This window comes from Pseudomonas sp. BJP69 (assembly GCF_007633355.1).
Lineage (GTDB): Bacteria > Pseudomonadota > Gammaproteobacteria > Pseudomonadales > Pseudomonadaceae > Aquipseudomonas > Aquipseudomonas juntendi.
In genome coordinates this window covers 3,954,368-3,970,415 of record NZ_CP041933.1, presented here as the reverse complement: position 1 = coordinate 3,970,415, position 16,048 = coordinate 3,954,368, and the positions used below count along the sequence as shown (strand labels likewise).

At 62.7% G+C, this 16,048-nt stretch carries 11 protein-coding genes and 7 tRNA genes; 13 read left to right on the top strand and 5 right to left on the bottom strand.

Going from position 1 to position 16,048, the window contains the following annotated elements:
• Positions 1–48: 48 nt before the first annotated feature.
• Positions 49–654: a DUF4823 domain-containing protein gene (locus FPB55_RS18490; RefSeq protein ID WP_009685054.1), complete on the top strand. Its 606-nt coding sequence runs from the start codon at positions 49–51 to the stop codon at positions 652–654.
• Positions 655–664: 10 nt separating this feature from the next.
• Entirely contained in the window at positions 665–1,225 is a 561-nt protein-coding gene (locus tag FPB55_RS18485; protein WP_144188986.1) for a DUF1285 domain-containing protein, read from the top strand.
• A gap of 82 nt (positions 1,226–1,307) precedes the next feature.
• On the opposite strand, the gene FPB55_RS18480 is transcribed toward FPB55_RS18485, so the two are convergent.
• A tRNA-Asn gene (locus tag FPB55_RS18480) sits at positions 1,308–1,383 on the bottom strand.
• 62 nt (positions 1,384–1,445) lie between these two features.
• Positions 1,446–2,642 (bottom strand): amino acid aminotransferase, encoded by a 1,197-nt coding sequence (locus FPB55_RS18475; RefSeq protein WP_029887102.1) that lies wholly within the window; start codon positions 2,640–2,642, stop codon positions 1,446–1,448.
• A gap of 287 nt (positions 2,643–2,929) precedes the next feature.
• On the opposite strand from FPB55_RS18475, the gene uvrB reads away from it, so the two are divergent.
• Complete coding sequence (uvrB, locus tag FPB55_RS18470) at positions 2,930–4,945, top strand: excinuclease ABC subunit UvrB (protein WP_009685051.1); 2,016 nt, start codon at positions 2,930–2,932, stop codon at positions 4,943–4,945.
• Positions 4,946–4,982: 37 nt separating this feature from the next.
• Here uvrB and FPB55_RS18465 read toward each other — a convergent pair whose 3' ends face one another.
• Complete coding sequence (locus tag FPB55_RS18465) at positions 4,983–6,473, bottom strand: MDR family MFS transporter (protein WP_172828417.1); 1,491 nt, start codon at positions 6,471–6,473, stop codon at positions 4,983–4,985.
• A 49-nt stretch (positions 6,474–6,522) separates the two neighbouring features.
• Positions 6,523–7,578 carry an HlyD family secretion protein gene (locus FPB55_RS18460; RefSeq protein ID WP_009685049.1) on the bottom strand — a complete coding sequence of 352 codons (1,056 nt, stop codon included), beginning with the start codon at positions 7,576–7,578 and terminating at the stop codon, positions 6,523–6,525.
• Positions 7,579–7,722: 144 nt separating this feature from the next.
• Between FPB55_RS18460 and gltX the strand changes: the two genes are divergently transcribed.
• From gltX to FPB55_RS18410, 10 genes are all read left to right on the top strand, one after another.
• The gene (gene gltX / locus FPB55_RS18455) at positions 7,723–9,204 is read left to right on the top strand and encodes a glutamate--tRNA ligase (protein ID WP_029887104.1); all 1,482 of its coding nucleotides are present in this window, start codon (positions 7,723–7,725) and stop codon (positions 9,202–9,204) included.
• Positions 9,205–9,484: 280 nt separating this feature from the next.
• Positions 9,485–9,560 (top strand) — tRNA-Ala (locus FPB55_RS18450).
• A gap of 72 nt (positions 9,561–9,632) precedes the next feature.
• Positions 9,633–9,708, top strand: a tRNA-Glu gene (locus FPB55_RS18445).
• Positions 9,709–9,760: 52 nt separating this feature from the next.
• Positions 9,761–9,836 (top strand) — tRNA-Ala (locus FPB55_RS18440).
• 42 nt (positions 9,837–9,878) lie between these two features.
• Positions 9,879–9,954 (top strand) — tRNA-Glu (locus tag FPB55_RS18435).
• Positions 9,955–10,015: 61 nt separating this feature from the next.
• A tRNA-Ala gene (locus FPB55_RS18430) sits at positions 10,016–10,091 on the top strand.
• 42 nt (positions 10,092–10,133) lie between these two features.
• Positions 10,134–10,209 (top strand) — tRNA-Glu (locus tag FPB55_RS18425).
• A 239-nt stretch (positions 10,210–10,448) separates the two neighbouring features.
• Positions 10,449–10,883: a thioesterase family protein gene (locus FPB55_RS18420; protein ID WP_009685047.1), complete on the top strand. Its 435-nt coding sequence runs from the start codon at positions 10,449–10,451 to the stop codon at positions 10,881–10,883.
• Between the two features lie 51 nt (positions 10,884–10,934).
• Positions 10,935–11,903: a tRNA-dihydrouridine synthase gene (locus FPB55_RS18415; protein WP_009685046.1), complete on the top strand. Its 969-nt coding sequence runs from the start codon at positions 10,935–10,937 to the stop codon at positions 11,901–11,903.
• A gap of 143 nt (positions 11,904–12,046) precedes the next feature.
• Positions 12,047–12,490 (top strand): Hsp20 family protein, encoded by a 444-nt coding sequence (locus tag FPB55_RS18410; RefSeq protein WP_009685045.1) that lies wholly within the window; start codon positions 12,047–12,049, stop codon positions 12,488–12,490.
• A 235-nt stretch (positions 12,491–12,725) separates the two neighbouring features.
• Here the strand turns inward: FPB55_RS18410 and FPB55_RS18405 are convergent, their stop codons facing one another.
• A complete protein-coding gene (locus tag FPB55_RS18405; RefSeq protein ID WP_125855450.1) occupies positions 12,726–16,022 on the bottom strand; it encodes a PAS domain S-box protein in 3,297 nt (1,098 codons plus the stop codon).
• Between the last annotated feature and the right edge of the window lie 26 nt (positions 16,023–16,048).

Genomic DNA, 16,048 nt, shown 5'->3' with positions numbered 1-16,048 from the left:
ATCCGCCGGCTATTCGCCGGTTTTTCGTCGCCGGTCACTGGAGGAAAGATGCGTAGCCTGGTCTTGCTGCTGGCGCTGATGGCGTTGGGCGGTTGCATGAATGTCAGCGATATGGGCGAGGGCGTCCGCTATCACATGAGCGACGCAGGGCTGCTGGACCATAGCGAAACCCGGCGCACGCTGTCGATTCGCCTGCAGCCCGACTCGTTCATCTTCATAGGGCAGGGCGCATTCGTGCCGCCTGGCAAGGGCCCGGTACCCCGGCAGAATGCAGTGGCCGAGCAGGCGTTCAAGAGTTTCGTCGAGTATTTCCCGCTGGTGCGCCGCGCCCAAGGCCCGCTGGGCCTGGAAGAGGCCATTGCGCAGGCCCGTTCGGTCGGTGCCGACTATGTGCTGTATACCCGCTTTGCCCGGACCGACGACCGTATCGGCAATGGTGACGAGTGGTACGACGAGCAAGCCGTCGACCGCCTGGGCTGGGACAGCGGTGTGGTGCAGATGATGCTGATCGAAACCAATACCCGCTACCTGATCGATACCGCTCGCATCAAGAGCCGTGGCGGTTTGTTGACGTTCCACGATAAAACCCCCGAGGATTTGCTTGCCGCACCGATGCGCGAGTACGCTCGTAGCCTTCTGGGCATGAGTGAGTGAGGCGAGTGTGATGAGCGACACCGGTAAGGCCAACGACCTGCTGGCGCAGATCCCCAAGGCCAAGGGCCTGCCACCGGTCCACCTGTGGAACCCCGATTTCTGCGGTGACATCGACATGCGTATCGCCCGCGATGGCACCTGGTATTACCTGGGCACGCCCATCGGCCGCAAACCGATGGTGCGGCTGTTCTCGACCATCCTGCGCCGCGATGGTGACGATTACTTCCTGATTACCCCGGTGGAAAAGGTGGGCATCCAGGTAGACGATGCGCCGTTCGTGGCAGTGGCGCTGGAGGTGCAAGGGCAGGGCGAGCAGCAGGTGCTGCGCTTTACCAGCAATGTCGAGGATCAGGTCGAGGCCGGCCCGGCCAATCCGCTACGGGTAGTCACCGATCCGGTGACGCAAGCGCCGTCGCCGTACGTGCTGATACGCAGTAATCTCGAGGCATTGATACACCGCAATGTGTTCTACCAGATGGTGGAGTTGGCGGTGCCGCGCGAGATCGATGGTGAGCAATGGCTGGGCGTTTGGAGCGGTGGCGAGTTCTACCTGATTGGACGCAGCAGTTGATTGCATTGTGCGTGCGTCGCCGGCTTCGCAGTAAACGAAAAAGCCCCCGGCTGCTTTCACAGCCGGGGGCTTTTTCAATGTTTGGCTCCGCGACCTGGACTCGAACCAGGGACCCAATGATTAACAGTCATTTGCTCTACCGACTGAGCTATCGCGGAATCTGCGCACATCATACCGATCGCCAGGGGGAAGTCAAGCCACCCCCTGGCAAATCAAGCAGTTACAACACTTGCACGATCGCCTTGGTGACGACATGGATGTTGCTCTGGTTCAGCGCCGCCACAGCGATGCGGCCAGTGTCCAGCGCATAGATGCCAAAGTCGTTCTTCAACCGGGCCACCTGCTCTACGCTCAGGCCCGAGTAGGAGAACATGCCGACCTGGCGACCGACGAAGCTGAAATCGCGGTTGGCACCGTATTCGGCCAACAGCGCGACCATCTGCTTGCGCATCCCGTGGATGCGTTCGCGCATTTCGGCCAGTTCGGTTTCCCACATCTGGCGCAGCTCGGCGCTGTTCAGCACGGTAGCGACGATGGTTGCGCCGTGGGTGGGCGGGTTGGAGTAGGTGGTGCGGATCACGCGCTTGACCTGCGACAGCACGCGGGTGCTCTCGTCTTTGGAGGCGGTAACCACCGACAGCGCACCCACGCGCTCGCCGTACAGCGAGAACGACTTGGAGAACGAGCTGGACACGAAGAACTCCAGGCCCGACTCGGCGAACAGGCGGACCGCGAAGGCGTCTTCGGCAATGCCGTCGCCAAAGCCTTGGTAGGCCATGTCGAGGAACGGCACGTGGCCTTTGGCCTTGACCACTTCCAGCACGTTTTTCCAGTCGTCCAGGCTCAGGTCAACGCCCGTCGGGTTGTGGCAGCAGGCGTGCAGCACCACGATCGAGCCAGAGGGCAGGGCGTTGAGGTCTTCGAGCATGCCGGCGCGGTTGACGTCGTTGCTCGGGGCGTCGTAGTAGCGGTAGGTCTGCACCGGGAAACCGGCCGACTCGAACAGGGCGCGGTGGTTTTCCCAGCTCGGGTCGCTGATGGCCACCACGGCGTTTGGCGAGATCCGCTTGAGGAAGTCGGCACCGATTTTCAGTGCGCCAGTACCACCGACGGCCTGCACGGTGACCACGCGGCCGGCGGCCAGCAGTGGCGATTCGGCACCGAACAGCAGCTTTTGCACGGCCTGGTCGTAGGTGGCGATACCATCGATCGGCAGGTAGCCGCGCGAGGCATGCTGGGCTGCACGCTGGGTCTCGGCTTCGATCACGGCGCGCAGCAGCGGAATGCGGCCTTCCTCATTGCAGTACACGCCAACACCCAGGTTGACCTTGTCGGTACGTGGGTCGGCATTGAATGCTTCGTTGAGGCCCAGGATAGGGTCGCGGGGTGCCAGCTCGACAGCGGAAAACAGGCTCATTGTTACTTCGGCTCTGATTGGAGAGTGATAGGGCGTACACGCTCCAGCCGAATGCACTGAAGCGGTGCACAAACGGGGAGTCAGTATAGTGATACCGACCGGTGACCGCGACACTCTGGCGCGGCTTTTCCGGGTATTTGCGCAAATATTTTTTGACCATCGGTCTGATTGCCCGGTCAACCGTAATACCTGGTTGTGGCTGTGCCTTGAAAGCCGCCCCTTGCGGGCGCATTTGGGTATAGACTACTGGCTAAATTTACAGTTGCTGCAGCACCGCGAGGTCCGTCATGTCCGAGTTCCAGCTCGTTACCCGTTTCCAGCCTGCCGGCGACCAGCCCGAGGCGATCCGCCAGATGGTCGAGGGCATCGAGGCCGGGCTGTCGCACCAGACGCTGCTGGGGGTGACCGGTTCGGGCAAGACGTTCAGCATTGCCAACGTGATTCAGCAGGTTCAGCGCCCGACCCTGGTGCTGGCGCCGAACAAGACCCTGGCCGCGCAGCTGTACGGTGAGTTCAAGGCGTTTTTCCCCAATAACGCGGTGGAGTACTTCGTCTCCTACTACGACTATTACCAGCCGGAAGCCTATGTACCGTCGTCGGACACCTTCATCGAGAAGGATGCATCGATCAACGACCATATCGAGCAGATGCGTCTCTCGGCGACCAAGGCGCTGCTGGAGCGCCGCGATGCGATCATCGTCACCACCGTGTCGTGCATCTACGGCCTCGGCAGCCCCGAGACCTACCTGAAAATGGTCCTGCACGTGGACCGCGGCGACAAGCTCGACCAGCGCGCGCTGCTGCGCCGCCTGGCCGACCTGCAGTACACCCGCAACGAGATGGACTTCGCCCGCGCCACCTTCCGTGTAAGGGGGGATGTGATCGACATTTTCCCCGCAGAATCGGACCTGGAGGCCATCCGCGTCGAGCTGTTCGACGACGAGGTGGAGAACATCGCGGCGTTCGACCCGCTGACCGGCGAGGTCTTCCGCAAGCTGCCGCGGTTCACCTTCTACCCCAAAAGCCACTACGTCACCCCGCGGGAAACCCTGCTGGACGCCGTGGAGGGCATCAAGGCAGAGCTCAAGGACCGCCTGGAGTACCTGCACAAGGCCAACAAGCTGGTCGAAGCCCAGCGCCTGGAGCAGCGCACCCGGTTCGACCTGGAGATGATCCTGGAGCTGGGCTACTGCAATGGCATCGAAAACTACTCGCGTTACTTGTCTGGCCGCCCGGCGGGTGCACCGCCGCCAACGCTGTACGACTACCTGCCGCCCGATGCGCTGCTGGTGATCGACGAATCCCATGTCAGCGTGCCGCAGGTGGGGGCCATGTACAAAGGCGACCGTTCGCGCAAGGAAACCCTGGTCGAGTATGGCTTCCGCCTGCCGTCGGCACTGGACAACCGGCCCATGCGCTTCGATGAATGGGAGAGTGTCAGCCCACAGACCATCTTCGTTTCCGCCACCCCGGGGCCTTATGAGGCCGAGCATGCCGGGCGGGTGGTGGAGCAGGTGGTGCGCCCCACCGGGCTGGTCGACCCGCAGGTCGAAATTCGCCCGGCGCTGACCCAGGTCGACGACCTGCTGTCGGAGATCCGCAAGCGGGTGGCTGCCGGCGAACGGGTGCTGGCCACCACCTTGACCAAGCGCATGGCAGAAGACCTCAGCGACTACCTGGCCGATCACGATGTGCGGGTGCGCTACCTGCACTCGGATATCGACACGGTGGAGCGGGTGGAGATCATCCGTGACTTGCGCCTGGGTACCTTTGACGTGCTGGTAGGGATCAACCTGCTGCGTGAGGGCCTGGACATGCCCGAGGTGTCCCTGGTGGCGATCCTCGATGCCGACAAGGAAGGCTTCCTGCGCTCGGAGCGCTCGCTGATCCAGACCATCGGCCGTGCGGCGCGTAACCTCAATGGCCGGGCCATCCTGTACGCCGACAACATCACCGGCTCGATGCAGCGGGCGATCGATGAAACCGAGCGCCGCCGCGAGAAGCAGATCGCCTTCAACGAAGCCAACGGCATCGTGCCCAAGGGCGTGATCAAGGACATTACCGACATCATGGAGGGCGCCACCGTCCCGGGTGCGCGCAGCAAGAAGCGCAAGGGCATGGCCAAGGCCGCGGAGGAAAGCGCCCGTTACGAGGCCGAACTGCGCACGCCTGGGGAGATCACCAAGCGTATCAAGCAGTTGGAGGAGAAAATGATGCAGTTCGCCCGCGACCTGGAGTTCGAAGCCGCGGCGCAGTTGCGTGACGAGATCACCAAGCTGCGTGAGCGGTTGATCACCAGCTGAAGGCTGGCGCCGGCCCTGTGGGTGCATCGTAACAAGCTCAATGGGCCTCGCCAGCTTTCAAGCCCTGGGGCAATTTTCGGGTCAGCAGCACCGCCACCATGCTTACCGCCAAACCAATACCGACGAAGTGGAAGGCGTCGTTGTAAGCCATGATCAGCGCCTGCTGGTGGGTGATCTCGCTCAGCTTGCCCAGCGCCGCATTGTCACTCCCCAGGCGCTCCGTCAGTTGCGCCAGGCGCTCGGCCACTTGGGGGTTGGTGGGCACCACGGCCTCACGCAGGTAATCGAAATACACCTTGGTGCGCGCGTCCAGCAGTGTAGCCAGCAAGGCAATGCCAATGGCGCCGCCGAGGTTGCGCAGGATATTGAACAGGCTCGACGCAGACCCTGCGTCCTGCGGCTGAATATAGGCGGTGGCGATCAGCGAGATGGTGACCATGATCATCGGCTGGCCCAGTGCGCGAATGATCTGCACATGGTTGAACTGCGGCCCGGCAAAGTCAGGGTTCAGTACCCCCGAGCCGAAACTGGCAGCGCCGAACAGGCAGAAGCCCAGCGCACACAGCACCTTGGGCGATACCACCTTCATCAGCTGCGGCACCAGCGGAATCAGGAACAGCTGCGGAATGCCCATCCACATGATCACTTCGCCAATCTGCAGGGCGTTGTAGCCCTGCACCTGGGTCAGGTACAGCGGCAGCAGGTAGATCGAGCCGTACAACCCGACGCCCATGCCCAGGCTGGCGATGCTCGACAGGCCGAAGTTACGGTTGCCGAGTATGCGCAGGTTGATCAGTGGGTGCGGCCTGGAAAACTGCAGGATGACGAAGGTGATGAGGCTGACCAGGGCGACGCTGCCCAGGGCCACGATCAAGTGCGATTCCAGCCAGTCCTTGCGGTGGCCTTCTTCGAGAAATACCTGCAGGCAGCCCAGGCCCAGGCCGAGTGTGAGGATGCCGGCATAGTCGGTGCTTTTCAGCAGGTCCCAGTGCGCCTCCTTTTTCTCCAGCCCGTACAGCAGGCCAGCGATCATCACCAGGCCCGGCGGGATGTTGATGTAGAAGATGTATTCCCAGCCCCAGTTCTCGGTCAGCCAGCCGCCCAGGGTGGGGCCGATCGACGGCGCGAAGGTGGCGGTCATGGCGAACATGGCCATGCCCTTGGCACGGTGGTGCTCCGGCAGTTTGGTCAAGGTCAGGGTGAATGCCAGCGGGATCAGCGCGCCGCCGGTAAAGCCTTGCAGGGCGCGGAACAGGATCATGCTTTCCAGGTTCCAGGCCATCGAGCACAGTAACGAAGACAGCAGGAACCCGGCCGAAACCCACACCGCCAGGCGCCGCGCCGACAGCAGCTGCACCAGCCAGGCCGTCAGCGGGATCATGATGATTTCCGCGACCAGGTACGAGGTGGAAATCCACGAGCCTTCTTCCAGGGTGGCCGACAGCGCGCCCTGGATGTCCTTGAGCGAAGAGTTGGTGATCTGGATGTCCAGCACCGCCATGAAGGCGCCGAGCATCACGCTCATCACGGCGATCCAGTCGCGGCGGCTGGGTTCCCCCGTTGGGCGCAGCAGTTGTTCAGCGGCCATCGTGGCCTTCGTCTTCGTTGCGCAGGTCCACGGTGGCAGTGACCGACATGCCCGGGCGAATACGCCCGTGCAGAGGGTTGTCGGCGCGGAAGGTGAGTTTTACCGGGATGCGCTGGACCACCTTGGTGAAGTTGCCGGTGGCGTTGTCCGGTGGGAGCAGGCTGAATTGCGCTCCCGAGGCTGCGAACAGGCTGTCGACCCGGCCTTCGATCGGCGTATCGGGGTAGCTGTCGAACAGCAGTTCGGCGCGCTGGCCTGGCTGCATATGGCCGATCTGGGTTTCCTTGAAGTTGGCCTGCACCCAGATGTCTTCGTCAGGCACGATCGACAGCAAGTAAGCACCGGCCTGCACCACCTGGCCATTACGGGCACTGCGCTGGCCGATGGTGCCGCTGATGGGCGCGCGGATCTCGCAGCGGGTGAGGTTCAACTCGGCCTGGGCCAGGTCGGCGCGGGCATTGGCGATCTGCGCATCGAGGCGCTTGAGCTCGGCATTCAGTGCGCTGACCTGCTGGCGCTGGCTTTGCAGGTCGGCACGGGCCTTGTCCACTTGCGACCCGGCAACATGGCTGTCGGCCGACAGCGTGGTGACCCGTTCTTCCGACACAAACCCTGGCTTGCGCAGCTTCTCGGCGCGGCTCAGGTCCAGCCGCGAGCGGTCGAACGTGGCCTGGTTGGCGGCCACCTGGGCCTGGCCGGCGGCAATCAGGCTGCTTTGCTGGGTAAGGCGGCTTTGCGCCTGGGCGTACTCGGCTTCGCGGGTGGCCAGGGCCGCACGGGCGCGCTCAAGGGCCAGCTCGAAATCAGCCGCCTCCAGGCGCACCAGCAGGTCGCCCTGGTTGACATGCTGGTTGTCTTCGACCGGCACGCTGTCGATGCGCGCGCCCAACTGGCTGGAGACACGGGTGATCTCGCCCTGTACGTAGGCGTTGTCGGTGCTTTCGTAGAAGCGCCCCTTGAAATACCAATGGGCCAGGAAAGCCAGGGCAATGATGGCCACCAGGGTGAAGAATATCGCCAGGCGGCGTTTGAGTTGGGCAGGCATGGGGGATTGTCGTTGCAGAAATGTAAATAAATTTAACAGCGGCAGATGGCCACTCGGCAAGTGACGTTCGCGCCATTGCTGGAGCCCGGTGCCCGCCACCTGCTAACATCCCGCCTTTGTTTCATCTTTCGTTCGAGACTCTCCATGACCACCGTACGCACGCGTATCGCGCCATCGCCTACCGGCGACCCTCATGTTGGCACTGCCTACATCGCCCTGTTCAACTACTGCTTCGCCAAGCAGCACGGCGGTGAGTTCATCCTGCGCATCGAAGACACCGACCAGTTGCGCTCCACGCGCGAGTCGGAGCAGCAGATCTTCGATGCCCTGCGCTGGCTCGGCATCGAATGGAACGAAGGCCCGGACGTTGGCGGCCCGCACGGCCCGTACCGGCAGAGCGAGCGTGGCGAGATCTACGCCCAGTACGCCAAGCAACTGGTCGACGCCGGCCACGCTTTCTACTGCTTCTGCACCGCCGAAGAGCTGGAACAGATGCGTGCCGAACAGCAAGCCCGCGGCGAAACCCCGCGCTATGACGGCCGTGCCTTGCTGCTGAGCGACGAGGAAGTGCAGCGCCGCCTGGCCGCTGGCGAACCGCACGTGATCCGCATGAAGGTGCCCAGCGAAGGCGTGTGCGTGGTGCCGGACATGCTGCGTGGCGATGTCGAAATCCCGTGGGATCGCATGGACATGCAGGTGCTGATGAAGAACGACGGTCTGCCCACGTACTTCCTGGCCAACGTGGTGGACGACCACCTGATGGGCATTACCCACGTGCTGCGCGGCGAAGAATGGCTGCCATCGGCACCCAAGCTGATCAAACTGTACGAGTATTTCGGCTGGGAGCAGCCCAAGCTGTGCTACATGCCGCTGCTGCGTAACCCCGACAAGTCCAAGTTGTCCAAGCGCAAGAACCCGACTTCGGTCACCTTCTACGAGCGCATGGGCTTCATGCCCGAAGCCATGCTCAACTACCTGGGCCGCATGGGCTGGTCGATGCCGGACGAGCGCGAGAAGTTCTCGCTGGCCGAGATGGTCGAGCACTTCGACCTGTCGCGCATCTCGCTGGGCGGCCCGATCTTCGATATCGAGAAGCTGTCCTGGCTCAACGGCCAGTGGCTGCGCGAGCTGCCCGTCGAGGAGTTCGCGGCGCGCCTGCAGAAGTGGGCGTTCAACAGCGATTACATGATGAAGATCGCCCCGCATGTGCAGGGCCGGGTGGAAACCTTCAGTCAGGTCGCCCCGCTGGGCGGTTTCTTCTTCGAAGGCGCGTTGAAGCTGGACGCCAAACTGTTCGAAAGCAAGAAGTTGTCGGCCGACCAGGTGCGCCAGGTCATCCAGCTGATCCTGTGGAAGCTCGAAAGCCTGCGCCAGTGGGAAAAAGAGCGTATCACCGGCTGTATCCAGGCTGTGGTCGAGGCGCTGGAGCTGAAACTGCGCGATGCCATGCCGCTGATGTTCGCGGCCATCACCGGCCAGGCCAGCTCGGTGTCGGTGCTGGACGCCATGGAAATCCTTGGCCCGGACCTGACCCGCTACCGCCTGCGCCAGGCCCTGGACCTGCTGGGTGGTGTGTCGAAGAAGGAAAACAAAGAGTGGGAAAAGCTGCTGGCTTCCATCGCCTGATTCAGTATTACACCTAACCTGTGGGAGCGGGCGCGCCCGCGAATGCGGTGTTTGATCTACGATCGCATTCGCGGGCACGCCCGCTCCCACAAGACCAGCTGAAGCCCAAAAACTGGGGCAGGGCGGTAAGTGATTGTTATCTGTGAAAAAATTTTTGGTTATTTTTGAAAATTCGTTTGACAGCCCTCCAATCCGATCTTAATATGCGCCCCGTCCACAGCGATGAACGTAAACGAAGCGCCAGGCACCCAGCCAGCGGTTCGGTTCAAAGCGACATTGTGGGGCTATAGCTCAGCTGGGAGAGCGCCTGCATGGCATGCAGGAGGTCAGCGGTTCGATCCCGCTTAGCTCCACCAAATTCCGCTTAACAGCCCAGGCTGGTAAGCAAGACCGGGTCCAGCAACCGGGTCTTGAAGGTAAGAAGGTTCGTCCCCTTCGTCTAGTGGCCTAGGACACCGCCCTTTCACGGCGGTAACAGGGGTTCGAGTCCCCTAGGGGACGCCAGTTTTGCACAAGCGATGTTGTAGATGTCGCTGGGCCGCGAGGCTAAAAATCCGGGGCTATAGCTCAGCTGGGAGAGCGCCTGCATGGCATGCAGGAGGTCAGCGGTTCGATCCCGCTTAGCTCCACCAATTCTGCCAGGGTTCACGCGAGTGAATCTTTGCGAAGGTTACGTCCCCTTCGTCTAGTGGCCTAGGACACCGCCCTTTCACGGCGGTAACAGGGGTTCGAGTCCCCTAGGGGACGCCACTTTTCCTGCGTTTTGCAGGGCTTAAAAAGGCTCGTCGATTATTGATGAGCCTTTTGTTTCGGGGCTATAGCTCAGCTGGGAGAGCGCCTGCATGGCATGCAGGAGGTCAGCGGTTCGATCCCGCTTAGCTCCACCATTTATGCCAGGGTTCATGCAAATGAATCTTTGCGAAGGTTATGTCCCCTTCGTCTAGTGGCCTAGGACACCGCCCTTTCACGGCGGTAACAGGGGTTCGAGTCCCCTAGGGGACGCCAATTTTTCTACCCGCGTTTTGCGGGACTTTGAAGGCTCATTCGATTATTGAATGAGCCTTTTGTTTTTCCCCTTCCCCCGTTTTCCCTGTCATACCTGCTCTGGAATAGGGCCATGGCTTTTGCCTGGCTAACGCATTCTGCGGGCTGCGCAGGGTGCATTGACCCTGGAGCATGGCGATGTCGCTGGACATTGTCCCGCTCGCCGCTGCTAAATCGGCTTTTGCGCCAAGGAAGCGAACATGAGTTGGGACCTGCCAACACCCTTCGTCATCGACCTGCGCGTCGGCAGCGAGGACATCGATGGCCTCGGCCACGCCAACAATGCCGTCTACGTCACCTGGCTGGAGCGCTGTGCCTGGCGTCACTCCCAGCGCCTGGGCCTGGACCTTGCCGCGTATCGCCGGCTGGACCGTGCAATGGCTGTAGTGCGCCACGAAATCGATTACCTGGCGGCCGCCTACGAAGACGACGAATTGCAACTGGCCACCTGGATCATCGACTGGGATCAGCGCCTGCGCATGACCCGGCGTTTCCAACTCCAACGCCCGCGTGACGGTGTGACCCTGCTGCGAGCGCAGACCACCTTCGCCTGCATCGAGCTTTCCAGCGGCAAGCCCAGGCGCATGCCGGCAGAATTTCTCGACGGTTACGGGCCGGCGCTGATCGGTGCCTGAAACGCCGGTTTTTTTTGTTAGACTGCCGCCTTTTTCCGCCGAGACCCCGACATGCAAATTGCTCTGGCCCCCATGGAGGGGCTGGTCGACAACATCCTGCGCGACGTGCTGACCCGTGTGGGCGGCATAGACTGGTGCGTCACCGAGTTCATTCGGGTGTGCGACCGCCTGTTGCCGCCGGCTTCGTTCCACAAGCTGGCGCCCGAGCTGCGCCAGGGGGCGCTGACGGCTGCCGGGGTGCCCATGCGTGTGCAACTGCTGGGGTCGGACCCGCTATGCCTGGCGGAAAACGCCGCACTGGCCTGTGAACTGGGCGCGCCGGTCATCGACCTGAACTTTGGCTGCCCGGCCAAGACAGTGAACAAGTCCCGCGGTGGCGCCGTGCTGCTCAAGGAGCCGGAGTTGCTCCATGCCATCGTGCATGCCGTGCGCCGCGCGGTGCCTGCGCATATCCCGGTAACCGCGAAGATGCGCCTGGGCTTCGATAGCCCGGCCGGCGCGCTGGATTGTGCCATGGCGCTGGCTGACGGTGGCTCGGCGCACCTCGTGGTGCATGCGCGGACCAAGGTCGAGGGCTACAAGCCACCCGCCCATTGGGAGTGGGTGGCGCGGGTGCAGGACGTGGTCAAGGTGCCCGTGTTTGCCAATGGCGAGATCTGGACCGTGGACGACTGGCGGCGTTGCCGTGAGGTCAGTGGTGCCGAGGACATCATGCTTGGCCGTGGGCTGGTTTCGCGCCCTGACCTTGGCCTGCAGATAGCCGCGGCGCGGGATGGGCGTGATTACCAGCCGCTGGGCTGGCAGGACCTGCAGCCGCTGCTGCGCGAGTTCTGGCGCCAGGCCCAGGCCAAGCTGTCACCGCGTTATGCGCCTGGCCGACTGAAGCAGTGGCTGGCCATGCTGACCCGTAGTTACCCGGAGGCGGTGCTGCTGTTTGCCGAGTTGCGCCGCGAGGATGATTGTGCGCGGATCAGCCGGTTGCTGGGCTGTGAGGCGGTGGCCGAGGCCTGTGTTGCCTGAACGGCCATCGGCCCGTTTCCCCCCAGCAGATTTTTTCAATTTACCCCCTTGAAAGCCTTTGTCTTGGCCCTATCTCTTGAGTACGCGATGCCGAATTCGGGTCGCGCAATGACTTACTTGCTGATACTCAGGAGTTTATGACCATGACTACCGCTTTCTCTCTTGCTCCACTGTTCCGTCATTCCGTTGGCTTCGACCGCTTCAATGACCTGTTCGAATCCGCGGCCCGTAATGAGGCTGGTAGCAGCTACCCGCCCTACAACGTGGAAAAGCATGGCGATGACCAATACCGTATCGTGGTTGCCGCAGCCGGTTTCCAGGAGCAGGACCTCGACCTGCAGGTCGAAAAGGGTGTCCTGACCGTTATCGGTGGCAAGCGTGACAATGGTGATGCTGAAGTGACCTACCTGCACCAGGGTATCGCGCAGCGCGCCTTCAAGCTGTCGTTCCGCTTGGCCGACCACATTGAAGTCAAGGCTGCCGGCCTGGCCAATGGTCTGCTCAGCATCGACCTGCTGCGCATCGTGCCTGAAGAAGCCAAGGCCAAGCGCATCCCGATCAACGGCGACAAGCCAGCGCTGAATTGATGGGATCGTTGTAAACAAGGGCATCTATGGGTTAATGCCTGCGTTACTGGGGCTGCTTTGCAGCCCTTCGCGGGCACGCCCGCTCCCACAGGTCTAGCGCTGAACTCAAGATGTGGGAGCGGGCGTGCCCGCGAAGGGTCGCAAAGCGGCCCCAAATGACTTAACTGACTGGCATTGACCTACGGGTGCCCTTTTTATGCCTGGCCCTGCGAAAGCGGCCACACCGGGGTTCCAGTCAGTAATCCGCCGGTGCTTCCAGCAGCATCTGCCGGAACTCCGCCAACGGCAACGGCCGGCTATGCAGGTAGCCCTGGTACAGGTAGCACCCCAGCTGCTCGAGAAACTCCAGCTGCTCTGTCAGTTCTACCCCTTCGGCAATCACCGCCAGGTCCAGGCTGCGGGCCATGGCGACGATGGCACGGACGATTTCCGCATCGTTCGGGTCGACCGTCGCATCGCGCACGAAGCTCTGGTCGATCTTCAGTGCATCGACCGGTAAGCGCTTCAGGTACGTCAGCGACGAGTAGCCCGTGCCGAAGTCATCCATGGCGAAACTCACCCCATAGCGCTTGAGCTCGCGCATCTTGCTGATGGTGTCCTCCAGGTTCTGGATGACGATGCCCTCGGTGATTTCCAGCTTCAGCATCTTGCGGGGCAGACGGTAGTCGTCGAGGCTGCGCAATACCCGCCCCACGAAGTCGGCCTGGCGGAACTGCCGCGGGCTGATGTTCACGCACAGGCTGAAGTCGTCGGCGTCGATCAGGCCGTCCGTCAGCATGCGCCCGCAGGCGTCGCAGGCCTCGTCCAGGATCCAGCTCCCCACTTCCAGAATTAGCCCGCTTTCCTCCAGTACCTGGATGAACTGCGCGGGTGGCTGCTGGCCAAGTTGCGGGTGGTGCCAGCGCAGCAGCACCTCGGCACCGACGATGCGGTTGTCACGGGCATCCACCTGCGGTTGGAAGTGCAACGCCAGTTCGCCGCGGGCCAGGGCCAGGCGCAGGTCGTTCTCCATGCGCAGGCGTTCGCTGGCGGCCTTTTGCATGGTGGTGTGAAACAGCTGGGTAGTGTTGCGACCGGAATCCTTGGCCCGGTACAGGGCGATATCGGCACGTTTGAGCAGGTCGGCCGGGGTGGCACCATGGTCGGGGATCAGCGCCACGCCGATGCTTGGCGTGACCTGCAGGCGCTGGCCATCCAGCGACATGGGCTCGGCCAGCAGCTCGCGTAGGGTGTCGGCCAGTTCGCGCACTTGTGCTTCCACCAATTCTCGGCTGCCTTCCAGACCACTGAGCAGCACCACGAACTCGTCGCCGCCCAGGCGCGCTACGGTGTCTTCCAGGCGCACGCTGGCTTCCAGGCGCGCGGTAATGATCTTCAGCACCGCGTCGCCCACCGGGTGGCCCAGCGAGTCGTTGATGTGCTTGAAGTGGTCAAGGTCGAGGAACAGCAGCGCGCCGCGCAGGTTGTGGCGCTTGAGCAGGGCGATCTGCTGGCTGAGGCGGTCCATCAGCAGGGCGCGGTTGGGCAGGTTGGTCAGCGGGTCGTGGTAGGCCAGGTGCCGGATCTGCGCCTGGGCGTTCTTCAGCTGGCTGACGTCGCGGGCGGTCAGCAACAGGCAGTCCACTTCATTGAGGGTGATCCGCTCGACCGACACCTCCACGGTCAGGATATCGCCGCGCTTGTTGCGCCCGAGCATCTCGCGGTGATGAACCCGGCCGCGCTCGCGTAGCTCGGCGAGCAAGGCGCCGCGTTGCTTGTCATCGGCCCAGATGCCGATTTCGTACACCGTCTGGCCCACTACTTCCGCAGCGCTATAGCCGGTCAGGCGGCAGAAGCCATCGTTGATTTCCAGGTAACGGCCACTGTTGCATTCGGTGATGGTGATGGCGTCAGGGCTGGAGTGGAAGGCCTTGGCGAACTTTTCCTCGCTGGATTTCAGGGCCGCTTCGGCGCGTTGCTGTTGGGTGATGTCGCGCAGGGTGGTCACGCTGCAGGGCTGGTCGTCGACAGTAATCAGGCGGCTGGAGATCACGCACGTCAGGGGCGCCCCACTGCGGTGGTTGACGACCACGGCGACATTGCTCAGCGCCTGTTCGCGAATTACCCGTTCGATGCGTTGCGCACGCTCGATGGATTCGGCCCACAAGCCGATCTCCTCGGCAGTGCGGCCAAGCACTTGCTCGCTGCTCCAGCCGAAGTTCTGGGTGAAGGCCGGGTTGATCTCGATGAACTGGCCAGTGTCCTGGCGGGTAACGCAGATGGGGTCGGGGCTGACCTGGAACAGGCTGGCGAACTTCTCCTCGGAGGCGCTCAGGCGCTGCTCGCGTTCGACCTGGTCGGTAATGTCGAGCAACGTGCCGGCCATGCGCAGCGGGTTGCCCTGGTCGTCCCGGTAAAGCCGGGCGCGGCTCTCGATGTAGCGCGAAACGCCGTTTTCCAGCTGCACCCGGTAGGTGATCTGGTAGTTGCCGGCAGGGCCTTCGCGCAGGCTTCGGTAGGCCTGGCGCATCGAGTTGCGCTCTTGTTCCGGTACACCCTCGAAGAAGGCGTCGAACGACTCGTGGAAAGGAATCGGCGGCAGGCCGTGCAACTGCGCGGCGCGGGCCGAGCCATAGAGCATGCCGCTGGGGATATGCCAGTCCCAGGTGCCCAGCTGCGCCGAGTCCAGGGCCAGGTCCAGGCGCTCCTGGCTGTCTTTCAGGGCCTGCTCGGCGCGCTTGCGCTCGCTGGTATCGACGAAGGTGCTGATCAGGAAGGTCACGCCTTCCAGTTCGATGCCCTGGGTGCAGAGAATGCCGTCGTGCACCTTGCCGCTGATGGCCCGGAACTGGACCTCCATGATCTGCGGGTCGCCGTTGGCACGGGTCGATTCGATCACCTGCTGACGCTGCTCGGGGTTGACCCACAGGCCCAGCTCCAGGCTGGTCTTGCCGATGACCTGGCTGCCAGGCCAGCCGAACATGTCTTCGAAATGCTGGTTGACCTCGAAGATCATGCCGTCGTGGCGGCGGGAGAGCAAAATGGCGTTGGGGCTGAGGTGGAACAGCGTGGCGAAGCGCTTCTCCGAGTTGATCAATGCCGCTTCCCGCTCGCGCTGGCGGGTGATTTCACGCACCACCCCGATCATCTGTGGCCGGCCATGCTGGTCGTGGGTCAGGCTGCCGTTGATCTCCAGCCAGTGCAGGCTGCCGTCCGGCCAGCGGATGCGGTGGCGCATGGCGCGCTCCACCGGCTCGCCGTTGAAAATCGCCTGGAACACCTGGCGGGTACGGGCGCGGTCCTCTTCGGGCAGCAGGTCGAGGTAGTCGGCATCGGCGGGCAGCGGGCGCTGGGGGTCGAAGCCGAACAGCGCCTGGGTGCCGCGTGACCAGCTGACCCGGCCGCTTTCGATATCCCATAGCCAGGCACCCAGGCGAGCGCCGTTGAGCGCGGCCAGCAGTTGTGGGGCGTTCTGCCAGGCCTGCTCGGATTCCTGCGGGTCGGCCGCAGGTATTCGCGGCAGGCGCAAAAAGCGGTTCACTGTTTTGGGCATCGGTACCAGACCTTTGGCGTAAGACG

Coding starts and splice junctions, on each gene's coding strand:
- FPB55_RS18485 (WP_144188986.1), top strand. CDS start 665: ATGAGCGACACCGGTAAGGCCAACGACCTGCTGGCGCAGATCCCCAAG.
- FPB55_RS18415 (WP_009685046.1), top strand. CDS start 10,935: ATGCAAATTGCTCTGGCCCCCATGGAGGGGCTGGTCGACAACATCCTG.
- FPB55_RS18490 (WP_009685054.1), top strand. CDS start 49: ATGCGTAGCCTGGTCTTGCTGCTGGCGCTGATGGCGTTGGGCGGTTGC.
- FPB55_RS18410 (WP_009685045.1), top strand. CDS start 12,047: ATGACTACCGCTTTCTCTCTTGCTCCACTGTTCCGTCATTCCGTTGGC.
- uvrB (WP_009685051.1), top strand. CDS start 2,930: ATGTCCGAGTTCCAGCTCGTTACCCGTTTCCAGCCTGCCGGCGACCAG.
- gltX (WP_029887104.1), top strand. CDS start 7,723: ATGACCACCGTACGCACGCGTATCGCGCCATCGCCTACCGGCGACCCT.
- FPB55_RS18405 (WP_125855450.1), bottom strand. CDS start 16,022: ATGCCCAAAACAGTGAACCGCTTTTTGCGCCTGCCGCGAATACCTGCG.
- FPB55_RS18420 (WP_009685047.1), top strand. CDS start 10,449: ATGAGTTGGGACCTGCCAACACCCTTCGTCATCGACCTGCGCGTCGGC.
- FPB55_RS18460 (WP_009685049.1), bottom strand. CDS start 7,578: ATGCCTGCCCAACTCAAACGCCGCCTGGCGATATTCTTCACCCTGGTG.
- FPB55_RS18475 (WP_029887102.1), bottom strand. CDS start 2,642: ATGAGCCTGTTTTCCGCTGTCGAGCTGGCACCCCGCGACCCTATCCTG.